Raw genomic sequence first — 14,371 nt, 5'->3', positions numbered from 1 at the left:
GCGCGAAACTCTGCGGGGGATCTGCAAGGAAAGAAGTCGGGAAAGGTGGCGCTTGGTGTAGGGCAATTCGCTAAATCACGGAGAACCATTCGGCGTGGATCGGGATTTCATCGTTGCTCTATGCCAGCGGCGCTCGCTATGCTGCTGAATCCTTTAATCAATCCGGGCATTGGCCGTACGCGGGGTGCCCGGGATGCCTTAGAAAACGGATCAGATGCGATGAATGCACCACTGAGGGCATTCGGCCCGATCAAGGCCGTGATTTTCGATATGGACGGTTTGTTGCTGGACACCGAGGGCATCTACACCGAAGTCACGTCCATCATTGCCGCGCGTTACGGCCGAACGTTCGACTGGAACATCAAGCAGAACATCATTGGCCGGGGCGCTGGGGATCTGGCGCGCTATGTGGTTGAAGCGCTCGACCTGCCGATTACCGCCGAAGAGTTTCTGGTGGTCCGCGAGCCGCTGATGCGTGAGCGTTTTCCTACAGCGCAAGCGATGCCTGGCGCACAGGAGCTGGTACGGCATCTGAAGGCCAACAACATTCCCATTGCCGTGGGTACCAGTTCTTCGAGCCAGTCGTTCGGTCAGAAAACCACCTTGCATCGCGACTGGTTCGCCTTGTTCGACTTCATCGTCACCGCCGATGATCCCGAAGTGGGCGCGGCCAAACCGGCACCGGATATCTTCCTGACGGCGGCGCGGCGTCTGGGCGTCGCGCCCGAGGATTGCCTGGTGTTCGAGGATTCGCCTTTTGGTGTCACCGCGGCAAAAGCAGCGGGGATGACGGCGATTGCGATTCCGGATGCGGCAATGGCCGACGCAAAGTACGCACATGCCGATGGCATTCTTCGTACGTTGAAGGCGTTCGAGCCGGGCGCTTTTGGTTTGCCGGCGCTTGAGTGGGCCTGACGAAAGAAAGTGTGGGAGCGGGCTTGCTCGCGAAGGCGTCGTGTCATTCGACATTGAGGTGACTGACACAACGCCTTCGCGAGCAAGCCCGCTCCCACATTTGGTTTGCGTTCAATGCATCAGGCGCCGAAACCACCGTCGATGGTCAGGCTGGCCCCCGTGATGTAGCCGGCTTCAGGGCTGACGAGGTAGGCGACGAAGCTGGCTATTTCTTCGGCCTTGCCGTAACGGCCCACGGCCATCAACGGAATCAGGCTTTCTGCAAAGTCACCGTGGGCCGGGTTCATGTCGGTGTCGACCGGACCCGGTTGCACGTTGTTGATGGTGATGCCTTGCGGGCCGAGATCACGGGCCAGGCCCTTGGTCAGGCCGACCAGCGCCGACTTGCTCATGGCGTACGGGCCGCCACCGGCGAAGGGCATGCGATCGGCGTTGGTGCTGCCGATGTTGATGATGCGTCCGCCTTCGGTCATGTGTCTGGCGGCGGCCTGGGTGGCAATGAACACACTGCGTACGTTGATGGCCAGGGTCTGGTCGAAGTCTTCAAGCTTGAAGTCGGCCAGCGGAGCAACGGCCAGTACGCCAGCATTGTTGACCAGGATATCCAGGCGACCGAACGTTTCTACCGTAGCGGACACGGCAGCGCGAATCGCGTCGGCGTCGGCGCTGTCGGCCTTGATGGCCAGGGCCTTGCCGCCCTTGGCAGTGATGCTGTCTTGCAGTTCTTCAGCTTTGGCCGCCGAGCTGACATAAGTGAAGGCAACGGTCGCGCCTTCAGCAGCAAGGCGCTTGACGATGGCTGCACCGATGCCGCGGGAACCACCTTGAATCAATGCCACTTTGCCGCTGAGGTTCTGAGTAGTCATGTCGTTCTCCAAGTCTCGAGGCGAGATGTCCCGGTTGATGGAGCCTAGTATCAGTTCTGGATTACGTGCCGTCTTCAGTGCCCAAGGGGATTTCCTTGCACGGTTTTCCACCAGTGTCGTACAGGTAGCAGGTTGTTTTGCCACGCTTTCTCTCACGCAAGCGGGGGCTGCCGAGCCGGCATTGTTCCTGAGCACTTTGATGATTGGCGAATGGCCAAAACCTGCCCCCATCAGTTAACCAACTCTCTTTAAAAAGTGCGAAAAGATGGAACTTCCGTTCCATCTCGACTCTTTCAGCCACCAACTTTCTCTGTGTATCAAACAGGTACTCAAAGTACCGGTCCCGAGCGGAAAAAAGTTCGTCTAAAAAACCGTGATGGCGCGTTGACTCTCCCCTTCAGGGGAGAGTTTACACTCCCGCGCCGCAGGGAAAGGCTGTAGGAAATCAAGCCTCTTGCGGTACTGCTTAATACCCAAGCGCACACTTTAAAGGAGATAGATGATGAACAATCCATTGGAATTGGAGAGCGTTATTACCAGTACTCGCGAAATGCTTGCGCAGTTGCTGGTGATGGAGGTCGATGCTATCGATGAGCATAGCAGTATCGTGGAAGACCTCAGCGCCGACTCTCTGGATATCGTCGACCTGAGTTTTCAGTTGGGCCGCACCTATGGCTGCACCTTGCCGAAAACCAGCGTGCTGGATCACGCGGTAGCGGTTTTTGGCGACGTCACCCTGTTTGTCGACAATGGCCGTATCACCGAAGCCGGTGTGGTGCTTCTCGAACAGAGCCTGAGCGCCTATGCCCCGGGTCAACTGCGGGTCGGCATGCAGCCAGCGGATGTGTTCGCTGCCACCACGGTGCGCAACTGGGCGCAACAGTGCCACAGCGTCTTCAACTACTTGCCCCAGACGTGCCCCGTGTGTGGCGCCGTCGAAGCACGTCTCAATGACCGTCGGCAGGTGGTCTGTTCCGGTTGCAGCGCCCGATTGGTCCCGATGGAAGGGGACGAAATCTCTCGCCAACTGGTGGAAAAGTATGCCGCGTCCCGCTTGTAAGAAACGGCCTAGGAGTTTCTTCATGCGGTTGCGAGAAGTTTATGTCACTGGATACGGACTGGTGGCGCCCATGGCGCTGGACGCTGCCATGCTGTTTTCGCGGATCAGCCAGAAGCGTTCGTGTATTCGTGAACATCCGGTGTTTGCCGAGCTTGGATTTGCAAATACCGCAGCCGGTTATATCGATCACCATCAGTGGCAGGAAATGACCGCTGAGGTTCAGAGCGATGCATTACCGCGACAGAGTGTGCTGGCCGAGTACGTCGCCAGGCAGGCTTTGCAGAATGCAGGTCTGACCCCTTCGGCCTTTGCTCGAGTGGCCAGCGGGTTGTTTCTCGGCTCAAATAAATACTGTGTGAGCCAGGATCTGCAGCAGGCCAGTCGATACATGGACGAAGCAGGCAGTGTGGATCTTGATCTGTATCTGCAAAACCACGAACCAGTGGGCGGAGCGTTTTCTCGTCGGGTCGACCAACAGACCCTGCACCTTGCCCGATTTCTCGGCATTCGCGATCACATTTCTACTCACTCCGATGCCTGTGCTGCCGGGACCATGGCGATAGGCAGCGCGTATCGCGCCATCGAGCGCGGTGAAATCGATCTGGCCATTTGTGGCGCCGTGGAGTTGATGGCCCACGAACTGTCGTACTACAGCTTCGACGGCCTTGGCGCCGTGTGCCAACGCTCCGATTTTGCTGCGGATCAACAGAGCCGCCCGTTCATGCCGGATCGTTGTGGCTTTGTGCTCAGCGAAGGTTCGGCGCTGATCGTTCTCGAATCCAGGCCGCATGCCGAGCGTCGCAAGGCCACCCCGATCGGCCGCATTTTGGGCTACGCCAATTATTGCGAAGCGCAAAAGATCACCTCCAGCAGCCGGGATGGCAGCAAGTACGCCGAATGCATGGCAGCCGCTATTGAAAATGCCGGCCTGACGAGCCGCGCAGTCGAGCACGTCAATACCCATGGAACCTCGACACAGGCCAACGACCGCAGCGAAGCGTTGGCACTCAAGCAGGTATTTGGCGACGCGGTGAGCAACGTGACGTTCACCGCCAACAAATCGGCCATTGGTCATTCCCTGGCGGGCAGTGGCGCCATTGAGGCGGTCCTGTCGCTGATCAGCCTGCACAGTGGCGTGTTATTGCCAACGCTCAACTATGACCCGGACAAGGCTGAGTTTCCCGAGCTGAACTTTCTGAGCGAGCCGTTGCATCAGCCGATCAATGTCGTGCTTTCCAACTCGTTCGGCTTCGGTGGCGTCAACAGTTCACTGATTCTGGGGAGGGCATGAGATGAATACACTTGATACAAGACCCGTTTACCTCACGGCCGCCTCGGTGTTCAACGCTGCCGGCAGCGAGTGCGCCGACTTGCACGGCCCGCTGACGATCGCGCAACCCCTGGATTTCGATCCTGCCCGATTGGCCTATTGCGTGAAAACGCCGCGATTGCCCGCCGACGTTTTCGATCGCAAGATTCAGCGCGGTGTCGAGCCTCAAGGCGCACGCTTGTTGTACTGTGCAGGGCGTATCGCCCCGGCGTTGAGTGCCTTGAATCTGCCTTCGCAGCGGATCGCACTCATGGCGGCCATCCCTGAAGTAGATGGCCCCAGCTCTTGTTGGGATGCGGTGCAGGCCATCGGCGAGCAACCCGACGCACTACTCGCGCAGCTCTTTGCCCATACACCACCCCTGCATGCATTGATGATGCTCAATAGCAGCGTCATGGCTCACGTCGCGCAAGCGCTGCACTGCAATGGTCCTATGGGTGGCTTCTGTTCGCAGGGCAATGCCGGTGTCGACGCCTTGATCGAAGCCTTTCATCACATTGCCGACGGTCGCGCTGAAGCGGCTGTCGTGGTCAGCAGCAGTCCTAACATCTCTCCGGCGTTATACCTGCGAGAAAATGCCGAGTGCCCGGTCAACGCCGGTCCGCAGCTTTACGGGGAAGGCGCGGCCGCGGTGTTGTTGACGTCCTCTGCGCCGACATCCGGCCCGATGGCGTTGCGTGTCGCTGGGTTCGGCCGTGGTTATAGCGCGTCGCCCGAGCGCTCGAATGCGGTGGCGAACAGCGTCATCAAGCAGGCATTGAGTCAGGAAAAACTCTGCCTGAGCGACGTCGAACGCATCGTGGCGGATACCCAGGATTCGCGGCTCATGAGCCTGTTCGCAGAGACAGGACGGGTTATTCACAGTTCCCGTCAAATGACGGGCGATCTGGGGGCGAGTGCCTTGCTGACGGAGGTCGCCCTGACGTTTCACGACGATCGTAGTGAACGGGCGCAAGCGCATTACACACTGCTGCTCAATCACAGTCGTGCAGGGCATTGGGGTGCGCTATTGCTAGCCAATGAAGTCATGGAGAAGCACGCATGAGCGCGACAAGGATCGTGATAACCGGTATGGGCGCAGTGACCGGATTCGGTTTCGAATGGCAGTCCATGTGGAAAAAGATGTTACGCGGTGAGCACTGCATACGCCCGTGGCAGCCTGAAGGCGTGGAGGACGGAGCATTTCCGGTGCGCTATGCGGCTCCAGTGGACTCAGGCCTGTTGCCTGATTATTTGCAGGGCCATCCAGCCTGGCAGATGCCCCTGGAAAAACGCAGTCGGTTTGGCTGGGTTGCCGCCAGCCAGGCAGTCACTGACAGTGGTCTGCATCTCGCTCAGCTGCGTGAAGCTGCCGTCTTGTGTGCCTCTGGCGCGCCTGCGCATATGCTCCAGGACATGCTGCTCACATTCTCCGACGAACCTCATGAGACCCCGGCCTGGCGCCACTTGATGGGCCGGGTTGAGCAAGTCAATCCTGCCGGTTCGTTGTGTCAGAGCAACGACCGGCTGGCGCGGCTCATTGCCGACGGAATCGGTTGCGAAGGCCCGGTAATCAACATCAGCAGTGCTTGTGCCGGCGCATCCCAGGCCATCGGAAATGCTTTTCAGATGATTCGACGTGGCGAAGTCGAGGTGGCGATCGCAGGTGGGGCTGACTCTGTGTTGAGCCTGGACACCATGACCGCGCTATATCTGTTGGGCGCGGCGAGCAGTGAGCAGCGCTGGGGAACCGAGCTTTGCCGGCCTTTCGATCGCCATCGCAGTGGTTTGATTGCGGGCGAGGGTGGTGCCTTTGTCGTACTCGAAACTTTGGAGCGGGCGCTGGCGCGTGGCGCCATCCCCTACGCCGAAGTGCTTGGTTTTGGCAGCAGTCTGGACGGTTACAAGGTGACCGCGCCAGACCCGCAAGGACGTGGCGCGGCCCTGGCGATGCAGACTGCGTTGCACGACGCCGGGATCGCGCCGCAACAGGTGGATCTGATCAACGCTCACGGGACTTCGACGCCGCTCAACGATGCCGCCGAAACCCTGGCGATCAAGGCTGTGTTCGCTGAACGCGAGCACTATCGACGGTTGGCGATCAGCGCCAACAAGTCGCAATTCGGGCATCTGATCGCGGCCGCCGGCGCACCGGAATTCATCGTCACGGCACTGGCCTGTCGGCACGATCGTATTACGCCAACGATCAACCTGCACGACGCCGATGAACTGTGCGACCTGGACTACTGTGCCCATCAGGCGGTCAATCGCCGGGTCGATGTGGCGCTGAGTAACTCATTCGGTTTCGGTGGTCTCAACACCTCGCTAGTGCTTGGCAAATATAGGGAGCACGCATGATGAGGGCTTCCCACCCCCAGGTCGCGATTGCCGGTGCTGGCTGCGTATTGCCCAGCGGCTGGGGCGTCGAGAGTTTCTGGTCGGCGGTCTGTGAGTCGCGCAGTGGAATTGCGCCGTTGCACTCCAGGCAGTTTCACAGCGAGCGGGTGACGGCCTTCGGAAAAATTCTGGATGAAGATCACCAGCGCAGCCGTCAGGACCTTGCACAGAATCTGCAGCGCTACTGCTCGCCGGCCGTGATCTGGGGCGTCAGTGCGGTACGCCAGGCCTTGGCCGAAGCAAATCTTGCGCCGGGCCAGGACGGTTTGCGCTATGGCCTCTACTGCTGCCAGGGCGGATTCACCCATCCATCGCTGGCCTCCTATGGTGAATTGCTGCACGAGTGCCGCGGGGGCGAGGGCGCCGATATGCGTCTGTTGGCTCGACGGATTTTGCAGGAGCGGGTGCAGGATCCTTTTCTGGTGCTCAAAGGCCTGAGTAATATCTTGCTGGGTGTGGTCAGTCTGGCCCTCAAGCTGGAGTGCGAATGCAATGCCTATATGCAGGGCGTCTCCGGCAATCTGGCGGCGCTGCGCGAGGCCTGCGCGGCACTGCAGAGCCGGCGAATCGACGCTGCTATCATCGTCGGCTCCGGGAGTGAGCTCGACGCACTGGCCCTTGGCGCGCTGGTGCAGGCGGGTGTCATTAACGCCGACGGCTCGCAAACGTTGCGACCTTTCGATGTGCAAGGTACGGGCGGCATTGCCGGAGAGGGCGCGGCGGCCTTGATCCTGCGCCGACGCGAGGATCTGGGCGATGCCCCGCAGACGTGCCTGCTGGGTATGACCGCGCACGTCGATCTTGACGCGTTGAACCTGCCCGACAAGCAAGTCGATCTATTGGTGTGCGCGGGCAGTGGCGACCCGCGCAAGGATCGTCAGTTGAGCCAAACCCTGGCCCGTGCAGGTGCTGCACATATCACCAGTGGGCTGCCGGTGACCGGGATTCTCAGCGCGGCCCCCAGTCTGGTCGACCTGATCCTGGCCCGCGGAGCCCTGCAGGCCCAAAGCGTACCGCCGATTCTCGGTTTGCAGCGGCCAGTCGCTGCGCACTTGCCCTTTGTGATGGACGCCAGTCGCTCGGCGATCCTGCGCGACTGTTTGGTCATCAACCGCGACGACAACGGTTTCAGTGCTTGTTACCAACTCCAGTACAGCGCCCAGGCAGCCAGCGCCTGACGCTTTTTTGTGAACCGCTTTCTTCTTTCAAGGGATATGACTGTCATGGATTACCGTAATTTCGTTCGCCCCAAGTTCGTTGAACTGTTGCAGGCGCTGGGCCTGGAGTGCGAGTTCCAGCGGGCTCTGGGTAGTAAATTGTTCTATCGCGACCGCAACGGCGCACAAGTCACCGTTACCGACTTTCTCGGTGGCTACGGCGCAGCCTTGTTCGGACACAACGATCCGCAGTTCGTCGACCAGCTCTGCACCCTGCTGCGCGACGACGTGCCTTTCAATGCGCAAATGTCGATACGCGGTACGGCGGGAGAGTTGGGTCGTGCGCTCAGCGAAGCCTTCAATCGCGAGTTGAAGAACACTGAACGGTACATTTCGACCTTCTCCAACAGCGGTGCCGAAGCGGTGGAAATCGCCATCAAGCATGCTGAGTATCGTCGTCAGAAAACCCTGCAAAAGCAGTTCGATGAACTGGATTTTGCCCTAGCCAAACTGACAGCCAGTGACAGGGCTTACCGGGAACTGGATGTCGATGACCTTGATCTGCCCAAAGGCCTGCTACCGGCCCACCTCAAAAGTGTAACGGTACGTCAGGTGGTCGAGGCGGTGCGTCAGCACAACCTGGCGCAGCTGCATGTGGAGCCTGTGTTCGTCGCGCTGCGCGGCAGCTTCCATGGCAAGCTGGTCAACACCGTGCAGTTGACTTACGGCAAGCAATATCGCCAACCGTTCGCCCGTTTCGGTCTGAACGTCGAGTTCATCGATCCGCAACAGCCGCATCAACTCCAGGAACTGCCGGCTCGCCATACCCGTCACTGGCTGACCCTGCAGTGGAGCGGTGAGCAGTTACTGGTCGGTCGGCAGGCGTTCAGTGCAATCACCGCGGTGTTGCTTGAGCCTATTCAGGGGGAAGGCGGAATCATCGAGTTCGCCGCGGATTTCTACCTCGCGTTGCGACGTCTGTGTAACGAACAGCAATGTCCGTTGATCGTCGACGAAGTGCAGTCGGGTTTCGGGACGTACCGGCACCTTCCTGGCCAGCAGCCATTTCAATCTACAAGGCGATTACTATTGCCTGTCCAAGGCACTGGGCGGTGGCTTGATGAAGATTGCAGCGACCGTGATCCGCAGCAGTCACTATGAAAACGACTTCAGCTATATCCACAGTTCGACGTTCGCCGAAGACGATGCGTCTTGTCATATCGCGCTGTCGGCGTTGAATCGTCTGTTCGCCGACGACAATGCCATGCTCAAGGACGTGCACAACAAGGGCGAATACCTCAAGACGTCGTTGCTCGAACTGAAGGCTGCCTATCCCGATGTGATCGCCGATGTCCGCGGCCGAGGATTGTTGCTCGGCTTCGAACTGCACGACCAAAGCGGCAACAGCTCACTGGTACAGGCCTCGGCCCAGTACAACGATGCATTGGGTTATCTCATCGCCGGCTACCTGCTGCAGTTCGAAGCGTTACGCGTGGCGCCATCGGGCAGCAACTCCAACGTGATCCGCCTGGAGCCGCCGGCCTGCATCACCTTCGCTGAAATCGACGGGTTGATCAGCGCGCTGCAAAAAGTCTTCGACATGCTTCGTCGAGGTGATGCCTTTGCGCTGGCGGCGACTATTTGTGCCGATTCGATCCCTGTTGTGCCGGTGCGTGACGACAGTTTCCAGGTGTGCGCCGACGAAATCAAAGCCGACCAAGGCTCACGGGTCGTCGCTCGTGTCGCTTTCATCAACCACCTGATCGATGCCGACATTCTCGGCGATGTCGACCCGTCGTTAGGACAGCTGAGCACCGAACAGAAAAGCGCTTTCATGAAGCGCACTGCACCAGAACGACGGGCTGCGCCGATCGGGCCGGTGCTCATTCGTTCGCGGCTCGGTACTGCGGTGGAGTTCACCCTGTATCCATTGTGCATGGACTCCAACGCCATGGCGGACTACATCGTCAGCGGTGATCTGGACGTCATTCGCGAAGAGGTCGGCAACCGCATTCTCGATGCGCGCGCCGATGGTTACAGCGTCGCCGGACTGGGGATGTACACCTCCATCGTGACCAACAACTGTCAGGCGCTGAAGATCCCGGATATGGCCCTGACATCCGGCAACGCCTTGACCATCGGCATGGGGCTGGAGGCCATCGAGCAAGGCTGCAAGCAACAACGACTTGAGTTGCATGAGCAAACCGCGGCCGTGGTCGGGGCTTCCGGCAACGTGGCTTCAACCTACGCGTCCATGCTGTCGGCCACGGTCGATCACCTGATCCTGATCGGCAGCGGTCGCGACGGCTCGGTGCGTCGTCTGGAGAAAACCGCACAGTTGATCTATGCCGACGCCGCCCGGTCGATCCTCGAGGGCAACGCCGAACAGGACCGATTGGCGATGCGTCTGCTCAAGCTCGACGGCATCGAGACATTGCTCAAGGATCATGGCAGCAGCCCGGACCTGGGTCTACGTGTCTCGCGGCTGGTGCAGGAGCATGTCGGAGTGAATGCGTTCATCACCGTCACCAATGATCTGGAAGCACTCAAGCGAGCCCGCATCGTGCTGTGTGCGGCAAACGCTGCGCAGCCGTTCCTGGATGCCGGGCATTTTGCCGAGAACAGTGTGATCTGCGATATCGCGGTGCCGTTGAACGTTGATCAGGCGCTTAGCAGTCAGCGTGCGGATGTTCTTTACATGCATGGCGGCATTGTCCAGACACCGCTCGGCGATGGGCTCGCGCCGAATGTCCGGGCGTATCTGAAACAGGGGCAGTTGTATGCCTGCATGGCTGAGTCGGTCCTGATGGGGTTGTCGGGGATGAAGCAGCATTACTCCTACGGCGATATCAGCCGTGAGCAAGTGCAGCAGATCCGCGCATTGGCGGCGATCCATGGCTTCGGCCTCGCTCAGTTCAAGACCAACAACTCACTCTAAGGAACGGCCATGAACCACAAAATAGCGGTAGTGACCGGGGGCAGTCGCGGCATCGGCAAAGCCATTGTCCTGGCACTGGCCGGCGCCGGTTATCAGATTGCTTTCAGTTATGTGCGTGACGAAGAGGCTGCGATGGCGCTGCGTGCCGAGGTCGAGGCCATGGGGCGCGAGTGCCTGGCGTCGCAATGCGACGTCAAGGACGGCAACAGCATCAAGGGCTTTTTCGAGCGCGTCGAACAGCAGTTCGAGCGCATTGATTTGCTGGTCAATAACGCCGGGATAACGCGCGATGGTTTGCTGGCAACGCTGTCGATCAATGACATCACCGAAGTGATCCAGACCAACCTGATCGGCACCTTGCTCTGCTGTCAGCGGGTCGTGCCCGGCATGATGCGCCAACGTAGCGGCTGCATCATTAACCTGAGCTCTGTGGCCGCACAAAAGCCCGGCAAGGGCCAAAGCAACTATGCCGCCGCCAAGGGCGGGGTCGAGGGGCTGACCCGCGCCCTGGCCGTTGAGCTGGCGCCGCGCAACATCCGCGTCAACGCAGTTGCCCCAGGCATCGTCAATACCGACATGACGGCGGCGTTGCTGGGGGCTCACGAGCAGGAAGTCCAGTCGCGACTGTTGATCAAACGCTTGGCCGAGCCCCGGGAAATTGCCGAGGCGGTGCTGTACATCGCCGAGCGCGGGCATTACTTGACGGGCGAAGTGTTGTCCGTCAACGGCGGGTTGAAAATGCCATGAGCTCGCCACGAACGCTTTTGATCACGGGGGCGGCTAAAGGTATCGGTAGGGCGGTGGCGGAAAACTTTGCCACCGATGCTGGAAACCGTCTGATTCTGCTCGATCTGGATCTGCCGCAGTTACAGGACTGGGTGGCGGGGCAGGTGTTTGCCGCGAGCATCGAAACCTATAGGGCCGACATTGCCGACCTTGCCAGTTTGCAAGTGCTGTTCAAGACGCTGGCCACGCGTCTCGGTTATGTCGATGTACTGGTGAACAGTGCCGGTGTCTGCGACGAGAACGAGCCCGAGGATCTGGACAACTGGCACAAGGTGATTTCGGTCAACCTGAACGGCACGTTCTATGTCACCTCACTGTGCCTGCCGCTGATGGCGGACCGCGGGCGGATCATCAATATGTCGTCGATTCTGGGGCGCGCCGGCAAGGTGCGTAACACCGCTTACTGCGCTTCCAAGCACGGCATCATCGGCCTGACCAAGGCGTTGGCGATGGATCTGGCGCCCCGCCAGATCACCGTCAATGCAATCCTGCCGGCCTGGATCGACACACCGATGTTGCAGGGCGAGCTGGCGGCTCAAGCCCGTATTGCGGGGATCAGCCAAGAGCAGATCTTGCGCAACGCGAAGAAAAAATTGCCGCTGCGACGTTTCATCCAGGGTGATGAAGTGGCGGCGATGGTGCGTTACCTGGCGAGCCCCGAAGCAGGAGGCGTCACGGCGCAGAGCCTGATGATCGATGGCGGCGTCGGGTTGGGAATGTAGTCATGGCCAGAGAGCGATTCAGGCAGGGGCTGGCTGCCGTGCTGGTCTGCCTGGGCCCGGAGTTGGCCAGGGCCGACATCACGCCGGCCCATGCCGATGCTGAAGTCGGCGTGGCCACCGCGCTGCGTTTGCACGGTGACGACCAGATCACCCAGAAGGCCGTCTACTTCAAGGCCAATCTGGAGGACAACTGGGACAGCGGCTATTACAAGGCCAAAGGCCGGGTGCGTTATGACGCCCGCTATGACGGCAATAACCCCTACAGCCAGGAAGCCCGGGAAGACTACCGCTTCAGCGCCGACTGGCGGCATTTGTACTGGGGACAATACGTCGGTGACGGTGAGCTGACAGTGGGTTGGCAGCAGGTGGTCTGGGGCCGCGCGGATGAACTACGAGTGCTCGATCAGATCAACCCGCTCGACTTCCGCGAGGGCCTGACTGCCCTGCTTGAAGACAGCCGCATTGCGGTGCCTATGGTGCGCCTGACCCAGCCGGTGGGCGAGTGGGAACTGGAAGCTCTGTGGGTTACCGACTTTGTGAAAAACCAGGCACCGGCCCAAGGCAGCGAGTTCGACGCTCCGCTGTTCGCCCGGCCGGACCCGGCAACGTTCATCGTCGACTCCACGCCCGACTACACCGCTCCACATGGTTTCTCCTATGGTGTGAGCGCCAACGGCCAGATCGGCGCGGTGGACGCCAGCTTCGTCGCACTCAATGCCCGTCAGCAAGATCCGGTGTATGCGGTCGAGGGTGTGGCCGACGATCAGCGAATTCGCCTGGAACGGCAGTTCCCGCGTTACAGCATGGGCGGTGCCGGCCTGGCGATCGATGCCGGGCACAGTATTGTCGTGCGTAGCGAGGTGGCCTATTTCGACGACTGGCGAGTGACCAACCCCTACCGCCAGTACGGCAGTGATGAGAGTCCGATGATCAAGTCGCTGCTTGGCGTCGACTATCTGCTGCGCAACTGGCTGATCTCCGTGCAATGGCAGGAACAGCAACTGCTCGACTGGCAAGTCGGGATGTTGCAGGACAAACGTGACGATCTATTCACCCTGTCCGCCGAAGGCACCCACCTGCGGGACCGACTCAAGAGCCGGCTGGCGCTGGTCATGTCACCGCCGGCCAAAGACGACGCGTTGCTGCAGGGCATCTTCACCTACAAACCGGCCGACTGGCTCAAGCTTGGGCTGGAGGTGGATGTGTTTTTTGGCAAGGAGGACCGACCCTTTGGCGAATACGACCAGCGCGATCAGGTTCGGCTTTCGGCAGGTTATTTGTTTTAAACATACAGGTTCTGAACCTACAGCGCCTGCGTGCACAGTGCGCCGGCGAGCCACTCACTCACATGATGAAAAGGAAATTTCTATGTTGCCGCTATTCAAGAGCCTGACGGTTGGTGTGTTGATGCTGACGAGTGCTTCGGTGTTTGCCGCCCAGGGCCAGAGCGCTGATGAAATCATCCGCCAGGCCAGAGACCGCAACGACGGCAAGAGCTTCATGTCGCAGGTGTCGTTGGTCCTGCTCGATAAGCAGGGCAACAGCCGGGTGCGCGAGTTCAGCTACCTGCAGAAGGATTATCCGGACAGCGACAAGTTCACCATGTTTTTCTCGGCGCCCAACGACGTGCGCGATGTCGCCTTCCACATTGAAAACCCCCACGAAGCATTGGGCGCCGAAGACAGTCAATGGATGTACTTGCCGGTCAGCCGGCAGACCCGGCGCATCTCCACCACCGACAAGCGCGGCGCCTTCATGGGCAGTGATTATTCCTATGCTGACCTGGACAAGATCCGGGCCAACGATTACCGCCAGACTCTGGTCGCGGAGGAGAACATTGCCGGTCGGGATTGTTATGTCATCGAGCGCGCGCCAGCGTCTGCGCAAGTCCTGGCCAAGACCGGCTACAACATGCTCAAGGTCTGGATCGACAAAAAGAATCTGCTGGTCATGCGTCAGGATTTCTTCGATGTCAAAGGCGTGATGTTCAAACAGATGCGCACACTGAAAGTCGAGACTGTCGATCAGATCGACAGCATCACCCTGAGCGAAACCGAAGACTTCATCGCGGGCACTCGCTCCCAGCTGCGTTTCAACCAGTTGCAGTACAACGTCGAGCTGGACGACCGGCTGTTTATCCAGACCGCCATCAAACGCGGCCTGAAACCCGGCGACCTGCCTGAGTTTGCCGTGTCCGCTCGCTAAGAGCTGCCCCGACCTT

11 protein-coding genes and 1 pseudogene are annotated in these 14,371 nt (G+C 59.7%); 11 read left to right on the top strand and 1 reads right to left on the bottom strand.

Annotated elements, in window-relative coordinates; translation table 11 throughout:
- Positions 1-219 precede the first annotated feature (219 nt).
- A complete protein-coding gene (locus tag ABIA48_RS05770) occupies positions 220-915 on the top strand; it encodes an HAD-IA family hydrolase (protein WP_429487367.1) in 696 nt (231 codons plus the stop codon).
- 119 nt (positions 916-1,034) lie between these two features.
- Here the strand turns inward: ABIA48_RS05770 and ABIA48_RS05765 are convergent, their stop codons facing one another.
- Positions 1,035-1,781, bottom strand: coding sequence for a 3-oxoacyl-ACP reductase family protein (locus tag ABIA48_RS05765; protein WP_429487366.1), 747 nt, complete (start codon positions 1,779-1,781; stop codon positions 1,035-1,037).
- 502 nt (positions 1,782-2,283) lie between these two features.
- Between ABIA48_RS05765 and ABIA48_RS05760 the strand changes: the two genes are divergently transcribed.
- From ABIA48_RS05760 to ABIA48_RS05715, 10 genes and pseudogenes are all read left to right on the top strand, one after another.
- Positions 2,284-2,841 carry an acyl carrier protein gene (locus tag ABIA48_RS05760; protein ID WP_429487365.1) on the top strand — a complete coding sequence of 186 codons (558 nt, stop codon included), beginning with the start codon at positions 2,284-2,286 and terminating at the stop codon, positions 2,839-2,841.
- 22 nt (positions 2,842-2,863) lie between these two features.
- Positions 2,864-4,132: a beta-ketoacyl-[acyl-carrier-protein] synthase family protein gene (locus tag ABIA48_RS05755; RefSeq protein WP_429487364.1), complete on the top strand. Its 1,269-nt coding sequence runs from the start codon at positions 2,864-2,866 to the stop codon at positions 4,130-4,132.
- Position 4,133: 1 nt separating this feature from the next.
- Complete coding sequence (locus tag ABIA48_RS05750; protein ID WP_063343449.1) at positions 4,134-5,216, top strand: hypothetical protein; 1,083 nt, start codon at positions 4,134-4,136, stop codon at positions 5,214-5,216.
- On the top strand, positions 5,213-6,508 hold the full coding sequence (locus ABIA48_RS05745) for a beta-ketoacyl-[acyl-carrier-protein] synthase family protein (RefSeq protein ID WP_429487363.1): 1,296 nt from the start codon (positions 5,213-5,215) through the stop codon (positions 6,506-6,508). The genes ABIA48_RS05750 and ABIA48_RS05745 overlap by 4 nt, the downstream gene beginning before the upstream one ends.
- A complete protein-coding gene (locus ABIA48_RS05740) occupies positions 6,508-7,725 on the top strand; it encodes a beta-ketoacyl synthase N-terminal-like domain-containing protein (RefSeq protein WP_429487362.1) in 1,218 nt (405 codons plus the stop codon). The genes ABIA48_RS05745 and ABIA48_RS05740 overlap by 1 nt, the downstream gene beginning before the upstream one ends.
- A gap of 45 nt (positions 7,726-7,770) precedes the next feature.
- A pseudogene (locus ABIA48_RS05735) lies at positions 7,771-10,642 on the top strand (aminotransferase class III-fold pyridoxal phosphate-dependent enzyme).
- 9 nt (positions 10,643-10,651) lie between these two features.
- A complete protein-coding gene (locus ABIA48_RS05730) occupies positions 10,652-11,389 on the top strand; it encodes a 3-oxoacyl-ACP reductase family protein (RefSeq protein ID WP_429487361.1) in 738 nt (245 codons plus the stop codon).
- Entirely contained in the window at positions 11,386-12,150 is a 765-nt protein-coding gene (locus ABIA48_RS05725) for an SDR family NAD(P)-dependent oxidoreductase (RefSeq protein ID WP_063343453.1), read from the top strand. Before ABIA48_RS05730 ends, ABIA48_RS05725 begins: the two co-directional genes overlap by 4 nt.
- 2 nt (positions 12,151-12,152) lie before the next feature.
- The gene (locus tag ABIA48_RS05720) at positions 12,153-13,436 is read left to right on the top strand and encodes a DUF1302 family protein (RefSeq protein ID WP_429487360.1); all 1,284 of its coding nucleotides are present in this window, start codon (positions 12,153-12,155) and stop codon (positions 13,434-13,436) included.
- A gap of 82 nt (positions 13,437-13,518) precedes the next feature.
- Complete coding sequence (locus ABIA48_RS05715) at positions 13,519-14,355, top strand: outer membrane lipoprotein-sorting protein (protein ID WP_429487359.1); 837 nt, start codon at positions 13,519-13,521, stop codon at positions 14,353-14,355.
- Positions 14,356-14,371: the final 16 nt, after the last annotated feature.

It is taken from the genome of Pseudomonas sp. S30_BP2TU TE3576 (genome assembly GCF_050436025.1).
Lineage (GTDB): Bacteria > Pseudomonadota > Gammaproteobacteria > Pseudomonadales > Pseudomonadaceae > Aquipseudomonas.
Note: the sequence above shows the minus strand (reverse complement) of the source record. Positions and strands in the feature narration are given on the sequence as shown.